This window comes from Kineococcus siccus, from assembly GCF_009906795.1.
Lineage (GTDB): Bacteria > Actinomycetota > Actinomycetes > Actinomycetales > Kineococcaceae > Kineococcus > Kineococcus siccus.
In genome coordinates this window covers 1-24143 of record NZ_JAAALN010000038.1, presented here as the reverse complement: position 1 = coordinate 24143, position 24143 = coordinate 1, and the positions used below count along the sequence as shown (strand labels likewise).

The 24143-nt window shown below is 76.4% G+C and carries 23 protein-coding genes and 1 tRNA gene; 18 read left to right on the top strand and 6 right to left on the bottom strand.

Annotation, left to right across the window (positions count from 1 at the left end; all coding sequences use genetic code 11):
- Nucleotides 1-8 precede the first annotated feature (8 nt).
- The 16 genes from glp to GTR02_RS06835 all read left to right on the top strand — a co-directional run bounded on the left by glp (nucleotide 9) and on the right by GTR02_RS06835 (nucleotide 16182).
- Nucleotides 9-1250, top strand: a complete 1242-nt coding sequence (gene glp, locus GTR02_RS06910; protein WP_166606748.1) for a molybdotransferase-like divisome protein Glp — start codon at nucleotides 9-11, stop codon at nucleotides 1248-1250.
- Nucleotides 1247-1807, top strand: a complete 561-nt coding sequence (gene moaC / locus GTR02_RS06905) for a cyclic pyranopterin monophosphate synthase MoaC (protein ID WP_166606746.1) — start codon at nucleotides 1247-1249, stop codon at nucleotides 1805-1807. Before glp ends, moaC begins: the two co-directional genes overlap by 4 nt.
- The gene (locus GTR02_RS06900) at nucleotides 1800-2342 is read left to right on the top strand and encodes a MogA/MoaB family molybdenum cofactor biosynthesis protein (RefSeq protein WP_166606745.1); all 543 of its coding nucleotides are present in this window, start codon (nucleotides 1800-1802) and stop codon (nucleotides 2340-2342) included. Before moaC ends, GTR02_RS06900 begins: the two co-directional genes overlap by 8 nt.
- Nucleotides 2339-2938, top strand: coding sequence for a GNAT family N-acetyltransferase (locus GTR02_RS06895; protein ID WP_166606744.1), 600 nt, complete (start codon nucleotides 2339-2341; stop codon nucleotides 2936-2938). Before GTR02_RS06900 ends, GTR02_RS06895 begins: the two co-directional genes overlap by 4 nt.
- 116 nt (nucleotides 2939-3054) lie before the next feature.
- The gene (locus GTR02_RS06890; protein WP_166606743.1) at nucleotides 3055-3888 is read left to right on the top strand and encodes a hypothetical protein; all 834 of its coding nucleotides are present in this window, start codon (nucleotides 3055-3057) and stop codon (nucleotides 3886-3888) included.
- 95 nt (nucleotides 3889-3983) lie between these two features.
- Nucleotides 3984-4056, top strand: a tRNA-Ala gene (locus GTR02_RS06885).
- Nucleotides 4057-4308: 252 nt separating this feature from the next.
- Nucleotides 4309-5898, top strand: coding sequence for a sugar transferase (locus GTR02_RS06880; RefSeq protein ID WP_166606742.1), 1590 nt, complete (start codon nucleotides 4309-4311; stop codon nucleotides 5896-5898).
- 150 nt (nucleotides 5899-6048) lie between these two features.
- Entirely contained in the window at nucleotides 6049-7041 is a 993-nt protein-coding gene (locus GTR02_RS06875) for a glycosyltransferase (protein ID WP_166606741.1), read from the top strand.
- A gap of 26 nt (nucleotides 7042-7067) precedes the next feature.
- A complete protein-coding gene (locus GTR02_RS06870) occupies nucleotides 7068-7934 on the top strand; it encodes a WecB/TagA/CpsF family glycosyltransferase (RefSeq protein ID WP_166606740.1) in 867 nt (288 codons plus the stop codon).
- Nucleotides 7935-8074: 140 nt separating this feature from the next.
- Nucleotides 8075-9403, top strand: a complete 1329-nt coding sequence (locus tag GTR02_RS24250; protein ID WP_166606739.1) for a glycosyltransferase — start codon at nucleotides 8075-8077, stop codon at nucleotides 9401-9403.
- An 80-nt stretch (nucleotides 9404-9483) separates the two neighbouring features.
- Nucleotides 9484-10656, top strand: a complete 1173-nt coding sequence (locus GTR02_RS06860; protein ID WP_166606738.1) for a polysaccharide pyruvyl transferase family protein — start codon at nucleotides 9484-9486, stop codon at nucleotides 10654-10656.
- Entirely contained in the window at nucleotides 10653-11789 is a 1137-nt protein-coding gene (locus tag GTR02_RS06855) for a glycosyltransferase (RefSeq protein WP_166606737.1), read from the top strand. Before GTR02_RS06860 ends, GTR02_RS06855 begins: the two co-directional genes overlap by 4 nt.
- On the top strand, nucleotides 11786-13333 hold the full coding sequence (locus GTR02_RS06850; protein ID WP_166606736.1) for an oligosaccharide flippase family protein: 1548 nt from the start codon (nucleotides 11786-11788) through the stop codon (nucleotides 13331-13333). The genes GTR02_RS06855 and GTR02_RS06850 overlap by 4 nt, the downstream gene beginning before the upstream one ends.
- Nucleotides 13334-13397: 64 nt before the next feature.
- The gene (locus GTR02_RS06845; protein WP_205708780.1) at nucleotides 13398-14327 is read left to right on the top strand and encodes a glycosyltransferase family A protein; all 930 of its coding nucleotides are present in this window, start codon (nucleotides 13398-13400) and stop codon (nucleotides 14325-14327) included.
- 15 nt (nucleotides 14328-14342) lie between these two features.
- Nucleotides 14343-15230, top strand: a complete 888-nt coding sequence (locus GTR02_RS06840) for a glycosyltransferase (RefSeq protein ID WP_166606734.1) — start codon at nucleotides 14343-14345, stop codon at nucleotides 15228-15230.
- On the top strand, nucleotides 15214-16182 hold the full coding sequence (locus tag GTR02_RS06835) for a glycosyltransferase (protein WP_166606733.1): 969 nt from the start codon (nucleotides 15214-15216) through the stop codon (nucleotides 16180-16182). The genes GTR02_RS06840 and GTR02_RS06835 overlap by 17 nt, the downstream gene beginning before the upstream one ends.
- On the opposite strand, the gene GTR02_RS06830 is transcribed toward GTR02_RS06835, so the two are convergent.
- Together GTR02_RS06830 and GTR02_RS06825 are read right to left on the bottom strand one after the other, a co-directional pair.
- Nucleotides 16139-16660: a serine acetyltransferase gene (locus tag GTR02_RS06830; RefSeq protein WP_166606732.1), complete on the bottom strand. Its 522-nt coding sequence runs from the start codon at nucleotides 16658-16660 to the stop codon at nucleotides 16139-16141. The genes GTR02_RS06835 and GTR02_RS06830 overlap by 44 nt on opposite strands.
- A gap of 107 nt (nucleotides 16661-16767) precedes the next feature.
- The gene (locus GTR02_RS06825) at nucleotides 16768-17868 is read right to left on the bottom strand and encodes a DUF4124 domain-containing protein (protein ID WP_166606731.1); all 1101 of its coding nucleotides are present in this window, start codon (nucleotides 17866-17868) and stop codon (nucleotides 16768-16770) included.
- A gap of 390 nt (nucleotides 17869-18258) precedes the next feature.
- Here GTR02_RS06825 and GTR02_RS06820 point away from each other — a divergent pair, with 390 nt between their 5' ends.
- Nucleotides 18259-19410: a hypothetical protein gene (locus GTR02_RS06820; RefSeq protein WP_205708779.1), complete on the top strand. Its 1152-nt coding sequence runs from the start codon at nucleotides 18259-18261 to the stop codon at nucleotides 19408-19410.
- 85 nt (nucleotides 19411-19495) lie between these two features.
- Here GTR02_RS06820 and GTR02_RS24245 read toward each other — a convergent pair whose 3' ends face one another.
- Genes GTR02_RS24245 through GTR02_RS06805 form a run of 3 tightly spaced genes read right to left on the bottom strand, consistent with a single transcriptional unit; the run spans nucleotide 19496 to nucleotide 22391 of the window.
- Complete coding sequence (locus GTR02_RS24245) at nucleotides 19496-20125, bottom strand: DapH/DapD/GlmU-related protein (protein WP_205708778.1); 630 nt, start codon at nucleotides 20123-20125, stop codon at nucleotides 19496-19498.
- Nucleotides 20122-21465 carry an O-antigen ligase family protein gene (locus GTR02_RS06810; RefSeq protein ID WP_166606729.1) on the bottom strand — a complete coding sequence of 448 codons (1344 nt, stop codon included), beginning with the start codon at nucleotides 21463-21465 and terminating at the stop codon, nucleotides 20122-20124. The genes GTR02_RS24245 and GTR02_RS06810 overlap by 4 nt, the downstream gene beginning before the upstream one ends.
- Nucleotides 21465-22391 (bottom strand): hypothetical protein, encoded by a 927-nt coding sequence (locus GTR02_RS06805; RefSeq protein WP_166606728.1) that lies wholly within the window; start codon nucleotides 22389-22391, stop codon nucleotides 21465-21467. The genes GTR02_RS06810 and GTR02_RS06805 overlap by 1 nt, the downstream gene beginning before the upstream one ends.
- A gap of 243 nt (nucleotides 22392-22634) precedes the next feature.
- Here GTR02_RS06805 and GTR02_RS06800 point away from each other — a divergent pair, with 243 nt between their 5' ends.
- Nucleotides 22635-23663: a glycosyltransferase gene (locus tag GTR02_RS06800; protein WP_166606727.1), complete on the top strand. Its 1029-nt coding sequence runs from the start codon at nucleotides 22635-22637 to the stop codon at nucleotides 23661-23663.
- A 22-nt stretch (nucleotides 23664-23685) separates the two neighbouring features.
- On the opposite strand, the gene GTR02_RS06795 is transcribed toward GTR02_RS06800, so the two are convergent.
- Nucleotides 23686-24143, bottom strand: a 458-nt coding sequence (locus GTR02_RS06795; RefSeq protein ID WP_205708777.1) for an NPCBM/NEW2 domain-containing protein, incomplete at its 5' end; no start/stop codon positions are given.

Below are 24143 nucleotides of genomic sequence, written 5' to 3'. Positions count from 1 at the left end.
GCGGGGGTCTGGTCCCGGTCGCCCAGCACCTGGCGGCCTGCCTGGAGCTGGTGCGCCCGCTGTCCCCGCTGGACGTGGCGCTGCGCGACGCGCTCGGCTGCGTGCTGGCCGAGGACGTCGTCTCGCCGCGCGCGCTGCCGGCCTTCGACAACTCCGGCATGGACGGCTACGCCGTGAAGCTGCGCGACGTGGAGGGGGCCGCCGAGGACGCTCCCGTCCGGCTGCCCGTCGTCGCGGACATCGCGGCGGGGGCCACCCACCCCGTGCGGCTGACCTCGGGCACGACGGCGCGGATCATGACCGGGGCCCCGCTGCCCACGGGCACCGAGGCGGTCGTGCCCGTCGAGTGGACCGACCGGGGCGTCTCCCAGGTCCTCGTCCGCAAGGTCCCGCAGCCCGGGCAGCACCTGCGGCGGGCGGGGGAGGACGTCGCCGCGGGCACGGTGGTCGTGGAGGCGGGCACGCGCCTGGAGCCCCGCCACATCGGCGTGCTGGCGGCGGTCGGCCGGGCGCGCGTGCGCGTGCGCCCGCGGCCCCGCGTCGTCGTCGTGTCCACGGGCACCGAGGTCGTCGAACCCGGCGCCGCCCTGGGTCACGGGCAGCTGCACGACGCCAACGGCTACCTGCTCACCGCGGCCGCCGAGGACGTCGGCGCCCTGGCCTACCGCGTGGGCGTCGTGGCCGACGACCCCGCCGAGCTCACGGCCGTGCTCGACGACCAGCTGGTGCGCGCCGACGTCGTCGTCACCTCCGGCGGGGTGAGCGAGGGCGCCTACGACACCGTCAAGGAGGTGCTGTCGGCCACCTCCGACGTCACCTTCACGCGGGTCGCGATGCAGCCGGGGATGCCCCAGGGCGCCGGGGTGCTGGGGGAGCAGCGCATCCCCGTCTTCACCCTGCCGGGCAACCCCGTCAGCGCGTTCGTCTCCTTCGAGGTCTTCGTCCGGCCCGCGCTGCGCCGGATGCTCGGGGCCGTCGGCCCGGACTCGCAGCGCCCGCGCGTGCGGTGCACGGCCGAGGAGGGCTGGTCGTCGCCGCCCGGCAAGGAGCAGTACGTGCGGGCGTCCTGGCGCCGCGACGCCGACGGGCGGCTGCTCGTGCGCCCGGTGTCGGGGCACGGCTCGCACCTCGTCACGGCGCTCGCGCACGCCACCTGCCTCGCGGTCGTCGGCGTCGGGGTGTCCCGCGTCGAGGTCGGCGACGACGTCGAGTGCCTGCTCCTGGGGCCGTTGCCGCAGGCGCTGGCGTGACCGGCCCGCAGCCGGGAGACCAGGACCCGGGAGACCAGGACCCGGGAGACCAGGACTCGGGAGGCGTTGCGCCGCAGCGCCTCACCCACCTGGACGCGGCGGGCCGCGCGCGGGTGGTGGACGTCTCCGCCAAGGCCGTGACGGTGCGCGAGGCGCGGGCCGAGGGGCGGGTCGACTGCTCCGCCGAGGTCGTCGCGCTGCTGGGCGCCGGGGGGCTGCCCAAGGGCGACGCGCTCGCGGTGGCCCGCATCGCGGGGCTGCAGGCGGCCAAACGCACCCCGGACCTCGTGCCGCTGGCGCATCCTGTGGCGGTGCACGCCGTGGAGGTCGACATCGTGGTGGACGAGCGCCCGGCCAGCCCGGGCGTCGTCGTCCGCGCCCTCGTGCGCACGGCCGACCGCACGGGCGTGGAGATGGAGGCGCTGACGTGCGTGAGCGTCGCCGCCCTCACCTTCGTGGACATGGTCAAGGCCGTCGACAAGCGGACCACCATCACGGGCATCCGGGTCACCGCGAAGAGCGGTGGGCGGTCGGGGGACTGGAGCGTCGATGACTGAGCCGAGCGGGCCGCACGTCGCCGGGCGCGCGGGCGCCCCCGAGCGCTCCGCGCTCGTCGTGACCGTCTCGAACCGCGCGTCCGCGGGCGTCTACGCCGACACCTCGGGCCCGGTCGTCGCCGACGGCCTGCGCGCCCTGGGCTTCGCGGTCGACGGCCCCCTCGTGGTCGCCGACGGCGACCCCGTCGAGGAGGCGCTGCGCGACGCGGTCGCGGCGGGCTACGACGTCGTGGTGACCAGCGGGGGCACGGGGCTGAGCCCGCTCGACCTCACGCCCGAGCGCACCCGCCGGGTCCTCGACTACGAGGTCCCGGGCATCCCGGAGGCGGTCCGCGCCGCCGGCACGGCGAAGGGCGTGCCGACGGCCGCCCTGTCCCGCGGGCTGGCCGGGGTGGCCGGGCGCACGGTCGTCGTGAACCTGCCCGGGTCGACCGGCGGCGCCCGCGACGGCGTCGCGGTGCTCGCCGGGTTCCTCACCCACGCGGTCGAGCAGGTGCGCGGCGCGGACCACCGGCCCGGCGGCGGACCGTCGTGATGCCCGAGTGGCCCGTGGAGCTGCGCCACGGCGCGGTCCTGCTGCGGCCGCTGCGGCGCCGCGACGCCGCCGCCTGGCGCGCGGTGCGGGCCGCGAACGCCACCTGGTTGCGCCCGTGGGAGGCGACGAGCCCCGACGCCTCCGGTCCGCCGCCCACGTTCGGGCAGATGGTCCGCAGCTTCACGCGCGAGGCGCGGGCCGGGCGGATGCTGCCGTTCGTCGTCGAGCTCGACGGCCGCCTGGTCGGGCAGATCACGGTCTCGGGCATCACGTGGGGTTCCCTGCGCTCGGCCCACGTCGGGTACTGGGTCGACCAGCGCGTGGCCGGCCGCGGCACCATCCCGCTCGCGCTCGCCCTGGTGGGCGACCACTGCTTCCGCGCGCTGCGGCTGCACCGCCTCGAGGTGAACATCCGTCCCGAGAACGCGGCGTCGCTGCGGGTGGCGGAGAAGCTCGGGCTGCGCGACGAGGGACTGCGCGAGAAGTTCCTGCACATCGACGGCGCGTGGCGCGACCACCGCACGTTCGCCATCACGACCGACGAGGTTCCCGAGGGCCTGCTCAGCCGCTACGAAGCGCTGCGCGCCAGGCGATGACGCCGCACCGAGCCGCCCGGCCGGGCGACCCGTCGGCGAGTTCCGCGCAAGCCCGCGCCGCAACACACCGGCGCGGTGGTCGGCGCCCACGCGGCTGAGCCCTACCGTTGCTGTCCGTGCACGCCAGCAGTTCCATCTTCCTCGTCATCATCGGCCTCTGGGCCGCCTTCCTGGTGCCCGGCGCCATCAAGCGCCGGCGGCGGACGGCCTCCGCGCGGATCGCCGACCGGGACTCCGCGGCGTTGCGCGTCGTCGTGCGGCGCGGCGGGGCCGCCCCGCTCCCGGCGGTCGCGGCGAGGGTGGCGGCGCCGGCGCTGGAACCCTCGAGCCGCCGGGTCCTCGGCGCGCCCGGGACCGCCCGCGCGCTGCCCACCGCCCGCGCGCTGCCCACCGCCCCGCTCGAGGCGTCGGGCGCCCAGCCGGTGGGACGAACCGTCCTGCCCGCCACCGGCGGCCGCACCGCCGTCGTGCGCCGCCGCCGCCGGCTCGTGCTGGCGCTGCTCGCGCTGTCCGCCGCCGCAGCGACGGCCGGCGCGCTCGGGCTGCTGCCGGGTGTCCTCGCCGCCGTGCCCGCGCTCGCGCTGGTCCTCGTCCTCGCGGCGCTGGCCCGCCACGGCGCGGCGCGCACCGCGCCGGTGGCGACCGTCGCGGCGCGCGTCGACGCGGCTCCCGCGCCGGTCGTGACGGCGCCGGCGCCCGCCGTCGCCGTCCCCGACGTCACGACGGTCCTGCCCGCGCAGCGCGAGCCCGCCCCGGCGGCCGTCGCGGCACCCCCCGCGCGGGACGGCTCCTGGGACCCCGTCGCGGTGCCGCTGCCCACCTACCTGCTCAAGCCCAGGGCGCCCGAGCGGCCGGCGCCGGCCCCGGCCCCGACCGTGCGGGCCGTCCCGGACGAGACGCCCACGGTCCTCATCGACCTGCGCGAGGGCGTCCGGGCCGTCAACGAGTGAGCCGGTGGTGCAGGACCGGCCGGTGGTGCGGTGCGGCCCGCACCACCTGCTAACCTCGGACACGCCTTCAGGGGCCTCGCTCGAGGACCTGCAGAGGGGCTGTGGCGCAGCTGGTAGCGCACCTCGTTCGCAACGAGGGGGTCAGGGGTTCGAATCCCCTCAGCTCCACCCGGGACCGAAGGGCCCCGCCGGGACACCGGCGGGGCCCTTCGTCGTTCTTGACGCTGTGCCGCGCCGCGGTGACGCTGCGGTGATCTCCTGTGCCGGCGGTGTGCGGGGCTTGCGGCGAACGGGTGACCCCCCGCTACCATGGGCGACGCAAGCTCACTCCTCCGTGCTGGTCGTTGATCCGAACGGGGAAGCGCGCCTCACACCGTCGTGGGTCCACCACCAGATCGTCCGACCCACCGGAGGAGACGCATGGCCGCAGAGGAAGTCCGGGTCCTGCCCGTCCAGCAGCGCCGGGTCATCGACGGGAGCCCGTCGACCGCGACCCGCGCCCACGACCCGTTCCTGCCCCTCTCGCGCCGCCGCACCGGCGGCCCGAGCGCGGGGCCGATCGTGGGCCTGGCGTCGCGGCCCGCCCCGCGGCGGCCCGCCTGGCAGCGCGAGTACGTGCGCACGATCGTCGTCACCGACGCGCTCGCCGCCCTGCTGGGCGCGCTGATCGGCTGGGCCGTCCGCTTCGGCGGCGCCGCCCCGCTGCGCGACACCTCGCTCAGCGGCCTCTCGGTGGCGTGGACCATGATCCTCCTGCCCCCGCTGTGGGTGAGCGTGATGGCGCTCTTCCGCGCCTACGAGCACCGCTTCCTGGGCGTCGGCTCCGAGGAGTTCCAGCGGGTGCTGCTGGCCGGGACGACGATCGTCGCGCTCGTCGGCACCGGTTCCTGGGCCTTCCAGCTCGACGTCGCGCGCGGCTTCGTCGTCGTGGCGCTGCCCGTCGCCGGGCTGCTGACCGTCGCGGCCCGCCTGGGCGCCCGCTGGTACCTGCACACCCGCCGCGCGGCGGGACGCTGCATGCAGGCCACCGTCGTCGCCGGGCACGCCCGGGCCGTGGCCGCGCTGGCCCGCCAGGTTCGCCGGCAGACCGACCACGGCCTGCGCGTCGACGCGGCCTGCACGCCCGACGGGCGCACCTCGCCCGAGCTGGAGGCGCTGGGCATCCCGGTCCTCGGCACGCTCGAGGAGATCGCCGACGTCGTGCGGCGCACCGACGCCGACGTGGTCGCCACCCTCACCTGCCCCGAGCTGGACGGCCCGGTGCTGCGCCGCCTCGGCTGGGAGCTCGAGGACACCCGCGCCGACCTCGTCGTCGCCCCCGCGCTCACCGACGTCGTCGGCCCCCGCGTCGTGATCCGGCCCGTGTCCGGGCTGCCCCTGCTGCACGTCGACCGCCCCGAGCTGCGGGGCCTGCGCCACGTCGGCAAGGCGACCCTCGACCGCGGCGCCGCGGCCCTCTCCCTCGCGCTGCTGAGCCCGCTGTTCCTGCTCATCGCCGTCCTCATCCGCTGCGACAGCAAGGGTCCGGCGTTCTTCCGGCAGCGCCGCACGGGCCGCGACGGCGTCGAGTTCACGATGTACAAGTTCCGCTCGATGGTCACCGACGCGGAGCGCCTGCTCATCGACCTGCGCGAGGACGACGACGGCAACGGGCTGCTCTTCAAGATGAAGCGCGACCCCCGGGTGACGCGCGTCGGGGCGGCGCTGCGCCGCTACTCCCTCGACGAGCTGCCCCAGCTGATCAACGTCCTGAAGGGCGACATGTCGCTCGTCGGGCCGCGTCCGCCGCTGCCCCGCGAGGTGGCGGAGTACGGCTCCGACCTGCGCCGCCGGCTGCTGGTCAAGCCGGGCCTGACGGGCCTGTGGCAGGTCAGCGGGCGCTCGGACCTCGACCTCGACGAGTCCACGCGGCTGGACCTGCAGTACGTCGAGAACTGGTCGCCGGCCTTCGACGCGGTCATCCTCGCGAAGACCGCCCGGGCGGTCCTCACGGGCCGCGGAGCGTACTGATCGCGAGCAGTCGTGACCGGGACCGCACGATCCGCGGCGGTCGAGGGTTGCGCCGTTCGGGCGGTGTCTGGCTACCATTCGCATCGAAGCGTGACCTGAAGTGACGGAACTGGGCCGAACAGCGGGCCCGTCGGACGGAGAGGTGGAGGGATGACCGCGCCGGACACGCACGTGCTCGACGCCTCCACCGACGAGGACGCGGTGGTCACCACCGCCGCCGCCGCTCCGGCCGCGACCCTCTCCGTGGTCGTCCCGGCTCACGACGAGGCGCGCACGCTCGGCGCCTCGCTGGCCGCGCTCGCGGCCGCGGCCGGCCGCGAGGTCCCCGACGTCGTCGTGGTCGCCAACGGCTGCACGGACGCGACCGCCGACGTGGCGCGCGCGGCCGGCGTGCGCGTCGTCGAGCTCGCCGAGCCGTCCAAGGCGGCCGCGCTGAGCGCCGGTGACGTGGCCGCGACGGCCTTCCCGCGCGTCTACCTCGACGCGGACATCCGCCTGACGCCCGGCACGCTCGAGGCGCTGGCCGCCACCCTGCGCCGCGACGGCGTGCTCGTGGCCTCGCCGCGCGTCGTGTTCGACACCTCGCGGTCCTCGTGGCCGGTCCGCGCCTTCTACGCGGCCTACCGCGAGCTCCCGTACGTGCGCGAGGGCCTCGTCGGCCTCGGCGTGTACGGGATGTCGGCGGCGGGCCGGGCGCGCTTCGGGGACTTCCCGCGCGTCACGAGCGACGACCTCTTCGTCCAGCGGATGTTCTCGCCGGACGAGCGCGCGGTGTCCGGCGGCGAGTTCGTCGTCGCCGCACCCCGCGACCTGCGCAACCTGCTCAAGGTGCGCACCAGGACCGCCCGCGGCAACGCGGAGCTGGGTGGGCGCGAGGTCGACGACCTCGTGCGCACCCCGAACGACACCGACGGCGCCGGGGGGCGCACGGACCCGAGCGGTCCAGGCGAGAGCACCGACGGGGGAGGACGCCGCTTCGGGCGGACCACCTCGAGCACGACCACCGCACTCCTGCGGCTCGCGATGGTGCGACCCCGCCTGATCCCGTCGTTCGTCGTCTACACCGCCGTCACCACCGCGTCCAGGGTCTCCGCGCGCCGCAGGCAGTCCACTGCCTGGCAGCGGGACACCTCGACGCGGTGAGCGACCGGTCGACCTCAGGAGATCTCATGGCTCTCGACTCCCCGGCGCGGCGTTCCCTGGCCTCGCTACCGACCGTCACCAGGCGATCGCCAGGTGCGACGGACATCACCGACCGCCTCGACGTCGACCGCAGCCCGCACGCCCAGGTGACGATCGACGACGTGGCCTTCGACGCGCTGCGCGAGCACGAGGTCGTCGCGCACGTCTTCGAGGCGCTCGCCCGCGGCGAGGGGGGCAACCTCATCACGCCGAACGTCGACATCCTCCGCCAGCTGCGGAGGCCGCAGCTGCGCGAGCTCGCGGAGCAGGCCGAGCTGGTCGTGCCCGACGGCATGCCCATCGTCTGGGCCAGCCGGCTGCGCGGCGAGGAGCTGCCCGAGCGCGTGACGGGTTCCTCGCTCATCTGGTCGCTGTCGAGGGCCGCCGCGGCCACCGACCGCTCGCTCTACCTGCTCGGCGGCGCGGAGGGGATCGCCGAGCGGGCAGCGCAGCGGTTGCAGGAGGAGGTGGCCGACCTGGGCATCGCCGGGTGGGACTGCCCGCCCTTCGGCTTCGAGGCCGACGACGCCCAGCTCCGCGACACCGTCGAGGCGGTCGTCGAGGCGAAGCCGGACCTCGTCTTCGTGGCCCTGGGCTTCCCCAAGCAGGAGAAGCTCATGGTCCGGTTGCGCGAGCACCTGCCGCAGACGTGGTTCATCGGGTGCGGGGGCACCCTGACCATGGTCGCCGGCGAGGTCTCGCGCGCACCCGAGTGGATCCAGCGCAGCGGCCTGGAGTGGGTGCACCGCCTCGCGATGGAACCGCGCCGGATGGCGAAGCGCTACCTCGTGCACGACCTGCCGTACGCGGCGGGGCTGCTGACGCGGTCGGTGCTGGCCGGTCGTCGCCGGTGAGCCACCGCCCCCGGTGACGACCGGGGGCTGCGGGACCTCCCGCCCCGCTGGTGATGTAGCTACACTGCGCGTGCTCGCGATGGCCAAGGGTGACCGACGGTGCGAGACCCGCCGACCACACCCGACATGAGGAGCTGCCTGTGGCGCACACCGCCACGCCCACCGCCCCGCAGTCCGGCGTCGCCTACCTGGTGAGCCACTACCCCGCCGTCTCGCACGCGTTCATCGAGCGCGAGGTCCTCGCGCTGCGCGCCCTCGGCGTCGACGTCCACACCTTCTCGGTGCGCGCGTCGCAGCCCGCGGAGCTGCTGTCGCAGACCATGCGCACCGAGGCCGCCCGCACCACGACCCTGCTCGGGCGTCCGCTCGCCGACCACGCGCGGGCCCAGCTCGGCCTCCTCGCCCGCCACCCCGTCGCGTGGGCCCGCACCCTGGTGGGCGCGCTCGGCAGCGGCCCCCGCACCCCGCGGGCGCGCGTGTGGCAGGTCTTCTACTTCGCCGAGGCCGTCACGCTGCGCGCCGAGCTGGTCCGCCGGGGACTGCGCCACGTGCACGTCCACTTCGCGAACAACGGCGCCGACGTCGCGCGCCTGGTGGCCCGCCTCGGACGGGCCGCGGACGGTCCGGGCGCCGGCTGGCGCTGGAGCTTCAGCATGCACGGCCCCACCGAGTTCGCCGATCCGGTCGCCTTCGACCTCGCGGCCAAGGTCCGCTCCGCCGACGCGATCGCCTGCATCAGCGAGTACTGCCGCGCCGAGCTGGCGGCCCTCGTGCCCGCCGGGACGGGCGCGCGGACGGCGATCGTGCGGATGGCCGTGGACCCCGACCGCTTCCCCGCCGACGCCGACCTGCGCGCCGGGCGCGACGAGGGCGCCGTGCGCGTCCTGTTCGTCGGCCGGCTCGTGCCCGAGAAGGGTCCCGACGTCCTGCTCGACGCCGTGCAGCGCGTCCTGGCCCGCGACCGCCGCGTCGAGGTGGCCGTCGTGGGCGCCGGGCCGCTGGCCGGGGACCTGCGCCGCACTGTCGACGAGCGCGGTCTCGCCGGGGTCGTCCGGCTCCTGGGTGCGGTCGGTCAGGACGACCTGCCCGCGTGGTACCGCTGGGCCGACGTGTTCTGCCTGCCGAGCTACGCCGAGGGCGTGCCGGTCGTGCTCATGGAGGCCATGGCCACCGAGCTGCCGGTCGTCACGACGCCGGTCGCCGGCATCCCCGAGCTCGTCGAGGACGGTGTGAGCGGCCACCTCGTCGCCCCGGGCGACGCCGCCGCGGTCGCCGACGCCCTCGTGCGCCTCGTGGACGACCCGCAGACCCGCGCGGCGCTCGGCCGCCGGGGTCGCGCCCGCGTGCTCGCGGAGTTCGCGCCGGAGACCAACGCGCGGCGGCTGGCCCGCCTGCTCGGCCTGACCGTGCACGACCGCCGCGTCGAGCTGCCGGACGTGCCCGCGGCCCGCAGCGCCGGGGCGCTCTGAGTGGCGCGCCGGAGCGGGGCGCTGCCGGTGGGCGGCAGCGGCAGGACACCGTCGGACGAGCTGGGCGAGGAGCGTGTGCCGTGGTGAGGCTGGGACTCGGGATCCGTCCCCGGCTGCGCGGGGCCACGCAGTGGGTGCGCCGGCAGCCCGCGGTCGCGCGGGACGCGGCCGCGCTGCGCCGCCCCGACGGGGCCGGCGTCGCCTACCTGGGCTTCGCGGGGCAGCGCAACATCGGCGACGACGCCATCCTCGACGCCCACGAGCGCTGGACGGTGGGGGCGCGCGTCCGGCAGCTGCCCGTGCACCACGTGCCCGAGGTGCTGCGCCGCTCCGGCCCGCCCGCGCGGGCCCTGCCCGTCCTCGTCGGCGGCGGGACCCTCATCGGCCGCGACGACTGGCTGCGCCGCGTGCAGGACTACCAGGGGGCCGGCTGGGCCTCGACGTGGGCCGTCCTCGGCGCCGGGGTCGAGGACCCCGAGTTCAGCGGCCGGCACGTCCATGCGTCCTGGGACGGGCTGCGCCGCTGGGCGGAGGTCCTGCCCGGGCTCTTCGGCGACGTCACCGTGCGCGGGCCGCTCTCACAGGCGACGCTGCGCGAGGTCGGCCTGGAGAGCCGGGTCGTCGGCGACCCCGCGCTGCTGTTCGCCGAGGCGCCGCGGCCCGGTGCCCCGGTCGAGGAGGACGTCGTCGCGATCAGCGTGGCCGTTCCCGAGGACGTCTGGGGCGGCCGGCCGCAGGACGCCGTCGACGCGCTCGCCGGCGCCGCGCGGCGCCTCGTGCGGGAGGGGCGCCGCGTGCGCCTCGTCGCGCTGCACCCCGCCGACGTCGCGCCCAGCCGCGTCGTGGCCCGGGCCGTCGAGCGCCCCGGGGCGGTCGAGGTCCGCACGCCCGCCACCACGGTCGAGCTGCTGGACGACCTGCGCGGCTGCGGTGCGGTCGTCGGCCAGCGGCTGCACGCCGTCGTGCTGGCCTCGGCCGTGTCGGTGCCGAGCCTCGCCATCGAGTACCGGCCCAAGTGCCTGGACTTCCAGCGCTCCATCGGCCGCGGCGACTGGACGGTCAGCACGCGCGGCATCACGGCCGACGCGGTCGTGGAGCGCACGCTGGAGCTGCTGGCCGACCGCGCCGGGCACAGCGCGCACGTCCACGCGGGCGTCGCGCCCCTCGTCGAGGCCCTGCACGAGGACGTCCGGCGCGTGCGCGCCCGCCTCGGCACCACCGCGGGCCCCGAGCTGCCGGCGGTGACCCGGTGACCGCCCCCGGCCGCGCGGGCAGCACGGGTGCCGTCGACGTCTTCCTCAACGTCACCGCGCTGGACGACAACCCCTTCCCGGCCCTGTGGACCGCGGCGGTGCGGGCGGCCGGCGGGCGGGTGCAGCACTTCGGGCTGCGGACGGTGCTCCGGCGCCGCCGCGCGGGCCGCGGCTGGGTGCAGCTGCAGTGGCCGGAGTGGTGCCTGGGCGGCGGCCGGGCCGCCGCGGCGACGGGCCTGCTGCGGCTGCTGGGCCTCTGCCTCGTGGCGCGCCTGCTCGGTCACCGCCTGCTCCTGACCGTCCACAACGTCCGCGGGCACCGCCGCGAGCACGTCCTGCTCGAGACGCTGATGTGGCGCGTCCTGGGACGGCTGGCCACCCACGTGCACTGCTTCACCGCCGCGGGCGCCGCCGAGGTGGCGGCCCTGCTGCCCTCGACCCGGCGCGCGACGGGCGTCGTGATCCCGCACGGCGACTACGGTCCCGTGCTCGGGCCGGTGCCCTCGCGCGCGGCGGCGCGCGCGGAGCTGGGGCTCACCGGGGCCGGGCGCGTGCTGCTCGTCTTCGGCAAGCTGCAGGCGTACAAGGGGATCACGGCCCTGCTGACCGCCTTCGCCTCCGTGCCCGGCGCGGACGTGCGGCTGCTGGTCCGCGGGGCGCCCGCCGACGAGGCCACGGCCGCGCTGCTGCGCGAGGCCGCGGCCCGCGACCCCCGGATCGACCTCGAGGCGCGCTACCTCTCCCAGGCCGAGCTGACCACCGCCGTCGCCGCGGCCGACCTCGTCGTGCTGCCCTACGCGCGCGTCACCAACTCGGGCAGCGCGCTGCTCGCCCTGTCCGTCGGCCGGGCCGTGCTGCTGCCGCGCACCCCGGTGTTCGAGGAGCTGCAGGGCCGCTGCGGTCCGCGCTGGGTGCGCCTGAGCGCCGGGGCCCCCGGCGCCCGCGATCTCGTGGGCACCGTCGGCGCCCCCGCCGACGACGAGCGACCCGACCTGGGGTGGTGCTCCTGGGACGCCGTGGCCGACGACCTCCGCGCCCTCCTCGGCACGGGCACGGGCACGGACACCGGCACGGCCGGGACGCCGTCCACGGCCACCGCGGTGCGGCTGCCCGGCGCGATGGCCGAGCGGTGAGCACCCCCGACCCGGCCCCCGTGCCCACCCTCGACCCGCAGCCGTCCATGCGGCGCGCCATGCTCAACGGCGCCTCCTGGTCGGCCGTGCAGAAGTGGGCCTCGCGCCTCGCGGGCACCGCGTCCTTCGTGGTCCTGAGCCGGCTGCTGGACCCGAGCGACTTCGGCCTCGTGGCGCTCGCCGCCTCCGTCGTCGCCGTCCTGCAGATGGTCACCGAGGGCGGGTTCTCGGCGTACCTCGTGCAGGCCGTCCACCTGGGCCAGAAGACGATCAGCACGGCGTTCTGGACCTCGCTCGTGGTGAGCGTCGTCAGCGCCGGGCTCGTCGTCGCGGGCGCCCCGCTGATCGCGGCCCTGTTCCACGAACCGGACCTCGCGGCCGTGCTCATGGTCCTCGCGGCCGGCGTGCTGGTCACGGGGTTCACGAGCGTCCAGGGCGCGCTGCTGTCGCGGGAGATGAAGTTCCGCACGCTCGCGCAGCAGCAGCTGGTGGCCAGCCTGACGAGCACCGTGGTCGCCCTCGTCCTGGCCTTCGCGGGTGCGGGCGTCTGGGCGCTCGTCGCGCAGAGCCTGACGCTGGGCGTGCTGACGTCCGTGCTGCTGTGGCGCGCGTCGGACTGGCGACCGAGCCGCGGCTGGGACCGCGCCGAGGCCCGCACCATGCTCTCGTTCAGCTGGAAGGTGCTCGGCGCGAACTTCCTCAACCAGTTCCGCGACCGCGGTGAGCAGTTCATCATCGCGGCGGTCGGCGGGGCCGTGCTGCTCGGCTACTGGACGATCGCGACGCGGATCCTGCAGATCATCATGGAGCTCACCGTCACCGTGCTGCAGGGCGTGACCCTGCCGGTGTTCGCGCGGCTCAAGACCGACCCGGAGCGGCTGCGGCGCGGGTACCGCAAGGTGCTCACCGCGACCGCGGCGATCGTCGCGCCCATCGTCGTCGTCGCGAGCCAGACGAGCGGGACGCTGGTCCCGCTGGTGTTCGGCTCCCAGTGGCAGCCGACGGCGGCCGTCGCCGGCATCATCACCCTGTCCGGGTTCGCGTGGGCGATGAACAGCTTCGACCGCTCGCTCTACCAGGCGTTCGGGCGCCCGGGCGTCGACCTCGTGCTCTCGGCCGTCCTCGCGGTGGTCCAGGTGGCGGCCGTCCTCGTGTTCGCCCAGTACGGGCTCGTGGCCCTGGCCGTGGCCAGCCTGGTGCGCACGTACGCCGTCTGGCCCGTCCGGCTGGCCGTCCTCAAGCGGGTCTGCGGGCTGCCCTGGGTGTCCTACGCCGGCATCCCCGCCGTCGTGGTCGCGGCCGCGCTCAGCGGCGGCACGATGTACGCGGTCGAGGCGTGGTGGCTGCGGGAGACGGGGTGGCTGCAGTCCGGAGTGCAGGTCGCCGTCGGGGTCCCCGTCTACGCCGGGGCCGTGCTCGCCCTCTCCGGTGAGGTCCGTGCGTTCGTGCGGGAGGGGCGCTCGGCGATCGGCGGCCGGCTCCGCCGCTCGCGCCCCCCCGTCACCACGACGCTGCCGCAGCCCGACAGCGAGCGCGTGCGGTGACCGAGGCCGCCCCGTCCGCCCCCCGCACCAGGAAGGCACCGCCGTGCTCGTGTTCATCACCTCGGTGAGGCACCCGCAGAACTCCCGGGACTACACGCAGGTCGAGGCGCTGCTGCGCCGCACGCTGCGCTCCGTGTGCCGGCAGACCGTCGACGACTTCCGCGTCGTCGTCGTCTGCAACCGCGTCCCGCAGGGCGAGTTCGGACCGGCCGTCGAGTTCGTCCAGGTCGACTTCCCGCCGCCCTCGGCCGAGGCGGGCCCCACGACCGGGCGCGAGGCCGTGCTGACCGACAAGGGCACCAAGCTCGCCGTGGGCCTCCTGGCCGCGCAGCGCTACGCGCCCGACTACGTCATGAAGGTCGACGCCGACGACTTCGTGAGCCGGCACCTCGCCGAGCTCGCGGCCGGTGGGCGCGGCGGCGGCTGGTACGTCGACGACGGATTCGTGGTCTCCGCGGCCACGGGGCTGATGACCCCGTGCACCGACTTCAACTCGTGGTGCGGCACGTCGGAGGTGGTCGCGAACTCCTCCTACGACCTGCCCGCCGACCTGCCGGGGCTCGACGCCTCGCAGGAGGAGCTGACCCGGCGCCTCGGCTCGCTCCTCGTCCGCGACCTCCTGGGGTCGCACCGCCGCAGCGTCGCCCACTTCGCCGCGGCGGGAGTGCCCCTGGAACCCGTGCCCTTCCCCGGCGCGGCCTACACGATCGGCACGGGGGAGAACCACTCCGGACGGGCATGGATGGACCGCGGACGCCCCGTCACCCGGCGGCAGGCGGAGGAGTTCGGCATCGAGCACCTGCGTCGCCCGTCGGCGTGGATCTCGTTGCTGCGCCAGGAGTCCGGCCACGCCGTGCGGCGCCTGCGCGAGGTCCGCGGCGGCGCCCGCGACCCCTCCGCGCGCGGGGCCGCCCCGGTCGCGCCCGCTACCCTGGAGGGGCTCGAGACCACGAGCCGTACTCCCGCCACGGACGACCACCCTGCACCGAACTAGGGGAGATGCCCTCACGTGACGAGTCCTGCGGTCAGCCTGATCGTGCGCACCTGCAACTCGGCGGCGACGCTGCCGGACACCCTCGCCTCGATCCGTCGCCAGACGGTCGCGGCCGAGGTCGTCGTGGTGGACTCCGGGTCCACCGACGAGACCCTGGACATCGCCCGCGCGGGCGCCGACCAGGTCCTCACCTACCCGCAGCACGAGTTCTCCTACGGCCGGGCGCTGAACCGCGGTGCGGCCTCCGCGCGCGGCCGGTACTGCGGCGCGGTGTCCAGCCACACCGTCCTGCCCCGCGAGGACTGGCTCGAGATCGCTCTGGCCCACCTCGACGCGGGTGCGGTGGCCGCGTGCGGCGCGGCCGAGGACGCCGTGCACCGGCCGCTGACCGCGCCGCTTCACGCCGACGCCGCCTACCTGGCGGAGCACCGCTACTGGGGGTTCACGAACACCGCGAGCTGCTGGGACCCCGAGGTCTGGCGGGCGGAACCCTTCGACGAGACGCTCGTCGCGAGCGAGGACCAGGAGTGGTCCTGGCGCGCCGTCGCGGCCGGCGGTCACGTCGTCGCCGATCCGCGGCTCCTGGTCAGCGGCAGCCACCGGCGCCAGGCCGGGCTGCGCCGCTACCACGCGCGCATGGTCGCGGAGATCCGTGCGCTGGAGCACCTGCGGCCCCTCGCGCCGTACCCGTGGTGGACCGCGCTGGCCGACTGGGCCCGCGCGGTGCCGCTCGACCCGTTCGTCTCGCGCACGCGGCGCTTCGGGCGCACCCGGCTGCTGGACGTCGCCGCCCGCTGGGACGCGGGCAGCGGTGCGCGACGGGGGACCCGTCCGCAGCCGCGCGTCGCCGCCCTGGGGCAGGCGCAGGAGCACGGGCAGGGGCAGCGTGTCGGGCGCGCCTGAGGCGCCGGGCGCGGCACCGCGGCTGCGCACGGCGGCGGTGCTCCCCGTGCGCGGCCACCTCGACCTGCTCGCGGCCGTGCTGGAGGGGCTGCGGCAGCAGGAGACCGCCCTCGACGAGATCGTCGTCGTCGACGACTCACCCACCCCCGTGATCCCGCCGACGCCCGGCGTCACGGTGGTCCACAGCGGCGGTGCGGGCCCCTACGCGGCCCGCAACGCGGGGGTCGCCGCGAGCGCCGCGGACGTGGTGTTCTTCCTCGACGCGCGCAGCCGTCCCACCCCGGGGTGGGTGGGTGGCCTCCTCGCGCAGTTCGCCGACCCGCAGGTCGGGATCGCCGGGTCGCAGACCCGCGTCCTGGGCGGCGAGAGCCTGGCGGCGCGCGCCTCGGAGGTCCAGCAGTTCGCGGCCCTCGACAAGTACCTCGCGAACCCGTTCTTCCTGCCGTACCTGCCCACGTGCAACCTGGCCGTGCGGCGGGCCGACTTCGACGCGGTGGGAGGTTTCTCGACGGTGCGCAGCGGCGGGGACGCCGACCTGTGCTGGCGCGTGCAGCAGGCGACCGGGCACGTCCTCGCGGCCGACGAGCGGGTCCTGCTGGAGTGGGTGCCGCGCACCGACTGGCGGGAACTGCTCGAGCAGAACTTCCGCTACGGCGGCAGCCACCACGCGCTGCGCGTGCGGTGGGCGGACCGGGGTCTGCGGATGGCGGAGCCCCTGCCGACGCCGAGGCTCGTCGTCCGCTCCGGCCGCGCCGTCGTGCGGCTGGCCGCGGCGGCGCCCCGCGGGCGGACCGCGCTCGCGCAGCAGTTCGTCGCGGTCGCCGGGGCCTGCTTCGACTGGGGCTACTGGCGCGCGCACCGCCGGGCGCTGCGCGCGGGGGCCCCTGCCGCCGTCAGCTCCTCTCCCGTCAGCTCCCCGGCGCCGGCAGCACCCGCACCGGACCGGCGATGACGGTGGCGCCTGCCGGCACGTCCTTGACGACCACGGCGTTCGCGCCGATCTTGCAGCCGGGGCCCAGGTCCACGGGCCCGAGGACGGCCGCCCCCGCCCCGAGGTAGACGCCGTCGGCGATGTGCGGCGGCCGGCCGGCGTTGCGGACCCCGATGGTGACGCGGTGGTGCAGCGTGACCGACGCGCCCAGGCGGGCCTGCGGGTGCACGATGACGCCGCGCCCCGCGTGCGGGAGCTTCATGCCGGGGCCGACGACGACGCTGCGCGGGAGTTCCGCGCCGATGGTGTTGCGGGTCCAGACCTGGTCCAGCACACCGTGGACGCGCCGCAGCGCGAACGCCGCGACGCCGGGCCGCTCGTGCAGCACCTGACCCATGCGCCAGATCGCCAGGGTGGCCAGCGACTCGCGCGAGGTGCGGTTCAGCGGCAGGTCGCTGCGCATGAGCTCCTGCCACGTGCGCCACGCCGATCCGGTCATCAGGTCCTCCCGTCCCCGCCCGTCGGGATCTGCGGGAACCCTACCGTCGCCCCGGTCGGCCGCCGCGGCCCGGACGCGGTGGTCCGCGACGGCGAGCGGGGAGCGGCTCAGCGCAGGCCGGCGGGCTTGCCGTGGTGGGCGGGCAGCGCCTGCAGCCGGTCCCACGGGAACCCTTCCATGATCTTGTAGTCCGGGACCCCGCCCATGAGCGGCTTCCACGGGTCCTTGCCCGTCGCGGCGATGACGGCCGCGGGGCTCTCCGCGGTCACGGCGACGCAGCCGGCCTTGTCGGTGACGATGAACCCGTACTTCTGGGCCGCCTTGGCGACCATCTTCGCGATGGGCGTGAGCTTGAGGCGGTCGACGTCCACGGTGGGGTCCAGCCGCAGGCGGGTGCCCTCGGGCACGGCGTTCGGCGACTTGTCGAACCCGTCGCTGCGCTGCGCCGGCCAGCTGACCTTGTCCCAGTTCCCGGGCGCGGGGATGGCGAGGGCGAGCGCGTGCTCGATCGAGCCGGACTGCACGTCCTTGATGCCGATCGTGCCGCCCACGACGGCCATGCCGCTCGCGCTCGCGCCGAAGCCGCCGGCGAAGTAGCCGGGGTTCTGCGACACCGCGTCGATGCGCCCGCCCCAGCACGCCTGCCAGCTGCCGTTCACGCGCTTGGCCTGCCAGAACTCCCACAGCTGGTCGGTGGCGGGGGAGTAGATCGTGAGTTCCCCGTCGGTGCCCGCGGCGGGCACCGCGTCGGCGGGGACGGGGACCTGGCTGAACTGCCCGCCGGCGCCGAGCAGGCCGGCGGGCGTGTGGTTCTTGCGCTGGCAGTTCTCCCAGCGGACGTCGACGCGGGGGGTCTGCGGGCCCACCGTGTAGACGCTGGTGCTGTAGCGGTAGGCGTTGAAGGCGGCGATCCCGCCGTAGTACTTCGCCGCCTGGCTCGCGACGTTGGCGACCATGCCGGCGGAGTTCGCGTGCAGCGGTGCCGTGCGCACCTGCTGCTTCCAGACGCTGGAGGCGCCGAACGGCGAACCCAGCGGGCTGGTGCGGTCGGTGGACAGCGTGGCGCCGACGGCGCGGCCGACGCTGCGCTTGCCGGCCACGACGGAACCCGACGAGGCCGCGGCGGCGTCGACGGTCACGACGAGGCCCGCGACCGCCAGGGTGGCGGTGGCGAGGGCGGCCGTGAGGCGGCGCGGGAAACCGGGCATGGTGTTTTCCTCCGAGCTGGCGGTGCGTGGTCGATGGAGGAGGGATCGACCCCATCCCCGCAGGACTCCAGCGGGGGCCCCCGAACGCCGGAGCACTGCCACCCGGTTGCGCGGCGAGGGTCCTCGTCGTCCACGCTGGGTGACGCACCGGTTGCGCCCCGCCCCGATCGACGGTCACACTGATGCCGCAGCGTGTGACCTCACGGCGCGTGGGCACCCGACGCCCCGCTGGACCTGACGGGTCCGGACCCGGGTGATGGGCTCACCGAGCGTGACGACGAGGGCCACCACCCCGGAGGGTGGTGCCCTCCGGCCCGTCCCCGCAGCACGGCGCACCGACGCGACGACCGTCCCGGCAGGCAGTCATCGACGCGGAGGAGCACGGACCCGGTGCGCACCGACCACGGCACGACCGGCACAGGCCCGAGCGACGCGGGTACTCCTGACGCGGGTACTCCTGACGCGGGTACTCCTGACGCGGGCGCGCCGGCCCCGACCGGACGACGGCGCCGCCGCACCGTCCTCGTCGCGACCGCGGCCGCGGTGGTGCTCTGCGTCGTGGCCGCGCTGCTCGTGCGCTCCGCCCGCGACGAGCCCGGCCCGCCGGCGCCCGCCCCCGTCGCGGCCGACTACCCCTTCGGGCCGCGCAGCGTGTGGCGCACCGACCTCAGCGACGCCCCCGTCGACCCGCGCTCGGCCGCGATGGTCGCCGACCTCGAGCGGCAGGTCGCCGACCACTGGGGCGGCGTCGCGTCGTTCAACGTCGACAAGTACACGGCCAGCTGGTGGACGGCCGGGCCCGACACCCCCCGCGTCGACGTGGCCTTCGACGACTGCCAGCGCAAGGGCTCGGTCCCGGCCGGGCTGCTGGGCGAGGGCGGGCAGTTCACGGACGTCCCGATCCCGGCGGGGGCCGCGCCCTCACCGGGGACCGACGGTCAGCTCACCATCCACTCCCCGTCCACGGACCAGCTGTGGGAGCTGTGGCGCGTCGAGCGCACCGCGAGCGGCTGGAGCGCCTGCTGGGGCGGGCGCCTGGACCGGGTCTCGGCGAGCCCCGGCTGGTTCGAGGACGGCTTCGGCGCGAGCGCGAGCGGGCTGGCGATGTCGGCGGGCACCGTCTGGGTCGACGACGTGCGCCGCGGGGAGATCAACCACGCCCTGGGCCTGGCGATCCTCCAGCCCGCCGACTGGACGCGGGTGCGCTGGCCCGCGCAGCGCAGCGACGGCAACGACCGCGACGCCGACGCGCTGCCCGAGGGCACCCGGTTGCGGCTCGACCCCGCGGTCGACGTCGACGCCCTGGAGCTGACGCCGCTGGCGCGCCTGGTCGCGCGCTCCGCCCAGACCTACGGGTTCGTCGTGACGGACCAGGCGGGGGCGGTCAACATCGGGGCCCAGACCGGGCAGCCGCTCGAGGACGACCCGGGGTTCTGGGACCGCACGATGGCCGGCGTCCCGTCCTACCAGGTGCTGGCGGGCTTCCCGTGGGACCGCCTGCAGGTCGTGGCCGAGGACCACGGCCGCCCGGCCGGCGGCTGAGCCGCCGGCCGGGACCGCCGGGCAGGGCCGCCGGGCAGGGCCGCCGGGCAGGACCGCCGGGCAGGACCGCCGGGCAGGGCCGGGCTCAGAGCCCGGGGGCGGTGCCCTCGGTGAGCGTGCGCTCGGTGAGGTCCTCGGAGGCGAGCGTGATCGCCTCGACGGCCACGTCGAGGCCCTCCTCGCTGGAGCGGCGGCGCCGGACGGGCCGGGCGGGGTTGCCCGCGACGACCGTGTACGGCGGCACGTCGCTCGCGACGACGGACCCCGCCCCGACGATGCTGCCGGTCCCGATCCGGCGCCCGGGCAGGATGGTCGTCCCCGCGCCGATCCAGACGTCGTCCTCGATGATGATCGGCCGGTCCGGCCGGAAGCCCTGCTTGTTCATGGGCACCTCGGTGGACGACGTCTCGTGCTGCGCGGCGAGGAGGATGCAGCGCGGCCCCATCATCACGTCGGCGCCGATGACGACGGGACCGATGACGAGGGCGTCCATGCCGATGTCCGAGCGGTCGCCCAGGACGACGCCCTTGCCGGAGCCGAACCAGGCGCCGTGCTCGACGTTCACGTCGCGCCCGCAGTCGTCGAGCATCCACTGCGCGAGCCGGGCGCGCACCCGCCGCGCCGCGAGCCCACCCGGCCGCGGCGACCACGGCAGGTGCCGCGCGAGGCCGAGGTAGGCCGCGGCCGCGAGGGCGCGCCGCGGGGCGACCCTCACGACGCGCTCCGGGTGCCGGCGCCCGTGCGCAGGTCGACGGCCGCGGGCCCGGGGTCCACGAGCCGCGGCCGCAGCGCGATCCCGGCGAAGAGCCAGACGAGGAAGTTCGGCAGCGGGTAGGGGTTGGGGCTCAGCATCACGGGGAACAGCCACATGGCCGTCGCCGCGATCGCCACGAGCCGCCACTGGGCGGCCTCGGTGCCCTCCCGGACCCGGCGCAGCGCCGCGGCCACGGGGCCGAGTGCCGCGCACAGCACCCACAGCGCGGCCCCCGGCAGCCCCAGCTCGGCGGCGCGGCCGAGCACGACGTTGTGGACCTCGATGTTGACGTTGGTGACGGGGTAGTCGTCGGCCTGGCGCACGTAGTCCTCGCCGACGTCCAGGAAGCGCAGCCAGCCGACGCCCGTGAGCGGGTGCGCGTCGACCACGCGCAGCGCGGCCGCGTTGGTGTTGGCGCGGTCGTCGACCGAGCGGGTGGTGCCGGCGCGCTCGCCGACGGTGTCCTGCAGGCCGGGCACGACGGCCAGCAGCAGCAGCAGGGCCACGGCCGCCGCGCCCAGGACGGCGGGCAGCCAGCGGCGCAGCCGGCGCGAGGCCAGGCACGCCAGCACGACCCCGACGGCCGTCCCCACCCACACCGAGCGGGTCAGGGCGAGCAGGACGCCGACGGCCGTCAGGCCCACGACGACGACGCTCAGGACGCGCCACCACGTCCGGAAGCGGACGGCGGCCAGCGCGGCCGCGAAGCCGCACTCGGCCAGGGCCATGCCCATGGCCTCCGACGCCACGAAGGGCCCGCGGGCCCGGCCGAAGTTGATGCCGACGGACTCGTCCAGGACGTAGCGCGGCCAGACCAGGCTCTGCGGACCCAGCGACTCGAACACCGCCGTGAGGCCGAGGTAGAGGCCCAGGAGGGTCAGCGCCTTGAGGAGCAGGTCGCGGGCGGCCGTGGTCGCGAAGACGACCGGGGCCAGGCAGAACAGCAGGAACGGCACGAGCAGGCGGTCCAGCAGCGCGAAGGCGCCCAGGGGGGTCGTCAGCGTCCCGGCGCCCAGCGCGGACCACCCCGCGAGCGCGAGCATCGCGAGCATCGCGGTGTGCACGGCCCGCCAGCGCAGCCGGCCGTGGGCGTGCCACGCGACCGGGTCGAGCAGGAGCAGGAGGCCGCCGAGGCCGAACAGCACGCGGTCCGGGCCGATCGGCAGGCCCAGCTCGGACGTGCGGCCCGAGAACACGCTCAGGACGAGCGAGCCGACGAAGCACCACACGTACGCCGGCAGCCGGACGCGACCGGTGCCGCGGGCCCCGGCGCCCGCGACCGTCGTCGCCTGCACGGCCATCAGTGGCCGGTCACGCGCTCACGCACGTCGACGCGCGGGGCGGCCGCGGTGCGGTCGGCGTCGTCGTCGTCGCGGCGCCCCGCCGCGCGGCGCTGCGCCCGGCGGCGCTCGGCGAGCGTCGCGAGGCCCAGCGCGAGCACGAGGCCGCCGCCGAGGCCCGCGAGGCCGTAGCGCACGGCCTCGGAGCGCTGGTCGTCGGAGGTGACCGTGCCCGGCTGGATGAGCTCCAGGCCCGCGGCCGAGGGGGTCGAGGTGACCGCGTTGCGGTACCGCTCGCCCAGGGCCGACTGCTGCACCTCGGCCACCGAGAGCGCGCTCTCCGCGTCGGTCACGCGCTGCTGGACCGCGGCGACCTCCTCGGGCGTGGAGCGGCCGCCGCGCACGGCGCCGAGGTCGCTCTGCGCGGTGTCGAGGGTGGACTGCAGCTGCGCGACCTGCTGCGACAGCGCGGTGTACTGGGCGAGGAGGTCCTGCGGGGCGGTGTCGGTGAGGCCGTTGACCCGCTGCACGAGGGAGTCGGCGACGGCCGTCGCGGCGCGCGCGGCCGCGTCGCCGTCGGTGCCCGTGACCTCGATGCGGATGACGCTGGAGGACGGGATGGGCGAGGCCGCGACCCCGGCGACCGTGCCGGCGCTCGCGCCCAGCACGGGGCGCAGGGTGCCCTGGGCCTGCTGGTCGTTGACGTAGCGGGACAGGTCGGCCGCCAGCTGCTGCGAGGCGAGGGAGTACCCCGCGACGACGCGCGCGTCGAGGCTCTGGCTGCCCACGGACACGCGGGACTCCCCGACGTAGGTCACGGGGGACAGGAGGCTGACGCCGGCGCCGGCGGCGAGGCCGAGCAGCCCGAGGCCGACGCCGAGGTACCACCGCTTCGCGAGGGCCGCGAGGGGGGTGGTCGGTGAGCTGGCGGGGTAGGGCGTGTTCACGGGAGATCTCCTCTGCCGGCGGGCTGGTGGAGGGTCGCGCAGCGCCCTGGGGGTCGTGCTGGTGACCGGCCAGCAACCGAGGGTATAGGCACTGGTGCCTCCGTGTACCCCCTCGACGGCCCCGGGATGCCGCCGTCCGGGGCCCGGCGACGGTGGACGACCGGCTCCGCCGGGCGACATCATGGCCGCGTCCTCGCTGGCGACGGCGCCGCAGCACCCGCCCTCGACCCACCAGGAGCTCCCGTGCCGACCCTGCCCGTCCTCTCGACGATCGGCCCCGGAGCGGGGGCCGACTGGCCCGAGCACGTCGAGTGGCTGCCCCCGCCCGCCCGCCGCCGCGACCTGCCCCGCTGGCTCGCGGCCGTCTGGACCCGCTCGCGGGGGCGCCGGGCCGTGGTGCTGCGCGGCACCTCGGGCGCCTCCGAGGTCTACCGCGACCTCCTCGCCGCCGTGCTGCTCGGCCGCCTGCGCCGCGGGGTCCGGGTCGTCGTGAGCGACGCGACGATCGAACCCGGCAGCCGGGCGGTCGAGCGGGCCCTGCCGCGTGTGGGGGGCCCGCTCGCGCGGGGTCTGTCGCGGCTGCTGGTCCGGGCGGCGGACGGCCCCGCCGTCACGTGGTGCGTCCTCTCCTCCGACGAGGTCTGCTCGTTCCCGGCCACCTGGGGCGTCGCGGCCCGCAAGGTGGTCCACACACCGTTCATGAGCACGGTGTGGGCGGTGCCCGAGGGACCCGCCGAGCGGGCCGGCGCCTACCTGTTCTCGGGCGGCAACAGCCTGCGCGACTACGACCTGCTCGTCCGCGCGGTCGACGGCCTCGGCGTGCCCACGGTCGTCGCGAGCTCCTGGTCGCCGGGGCGGTCGCTGCCGGCCGGCGTCGAGGTCGGCCTGGTGAGCCACGACCGGTTCCTGCGCCTGCTGGCCGGGGCGACGGCCGTGGTGCTGCCCCTCGAGCTCGCCAGCCGCAGCACGGGCCAGCAGACCTACCTCAACGCGATGTGGCTCGAGCGCCCGGTCGTCGTCACCGACGCGCCGGGGGTGCGCGACCACGTCGAGGACGGGGTGACCGGGGTCGTCGTGCCCCCGGAGGCGGGGGCCCTGCGGGCCGCGCTCGCCGACGTGCTGGACCCCTCGCGCGCCGCGCACTACGCGGAGATGGGCCGCCGGGCCCGGGCCGAGGTCGAGGCCCGGTACCGCGACGAGCACTACCGGCGGCGCCTGCTCCAGGTCGCGGGTGTGCTGCCGGTGGCCGAGGCCGCCGGCAGCCGCACCTGAGGGTCCTTAGGGACCGCCCGGTTCAGGACAGGCGCGCGCCGCCCCAGTCACCGTGGTCGGCGGCGACCCCGTTGCCGCCGTCGGTGGCGACGAGGCGGATCTCGCCGCGGCCCGCGACGTCCACGGTCAGCGTGACGGGGGCCTGACCGCCGCGCACCACACCGCTGTCGGCCAGCTTGACGCTGCCGCTCCAGACCTGGAACGCCATGCTCCCGCCGGTGCGCACCTCGGCGTCGATCCCGACCGAGACCGTGAAGGTCGACGCGCCGCCGACCGGGACGACGATCTCGGACGGGGCGTGGACGCCGAAGCCCTTCGCGAAGGTCTGGCCGCCGACGGTCAGGGTCCGGCCGTCGCCGGCCGCGAGCTCACCGTTGCTGCGGTCCTTCTCCACGGGGCCCCAGCCGTTGCGCACGACGCGGTAGGCGGTGTCGCTGGCGTACCGGACCGCCGGGGCGGGGGTGGTGGTCGGGGTGGGCG

Bases quoted from the DNA above. Each gene is read 5' to 3' on its own strand.
- GTR02_RS06900 (WP_166606745.1), top strand. From the start codon at position 1,800: ATGACTGAGCCGAGCGGGCCGCACGTCGCCGGGCGCGCGGGCGCCCCC.
- GTR02_RS06880 (WP_166606742.1), top strand. From the start codon at position 4,309: ATGGCCGCAGAGGAAGTCCGGGTCCTGCCCGTCCAGCAGCGCCGGGTC.
- GTR02_RS06875 (WP_166606741.1), top strand. From the start codon at position 6,049: ATGACCGCGCCGGACACGCACGTGCTCGACGCCTCCACCGACGAGGAC.
- GTR02_RS06870 (WP_166606740.1), top strand. From the start codon at position 7,068: ATGGCTCTCGACTCCCCGGCGCGGCGTTCCCTGGCCTCGCTACCGACC.
- GTR02_RS06830 (WP_166606732.1), bottom strand. From the start codon at position 16,660: ATGACCGGATCGGCGTGGCGCACGTGGCAGGAGCTCATGCGCAGCGAC.
- GTR02_RS06825 (WP_166606731.1), bottom strand. From the start codon at position 17,868: ATGCCCGGTTTCCCGCGCCGCCTCACGGCCGCCCTCGCCACCGCCACC.
- GTR02_RS06810 (WP_166606729.1), bottom strand. From the start codon at position 21,465: ATGGCCGTGCAGGCGACGACGGTCGCGGGCGCCGGGGCCCGCGGCACC.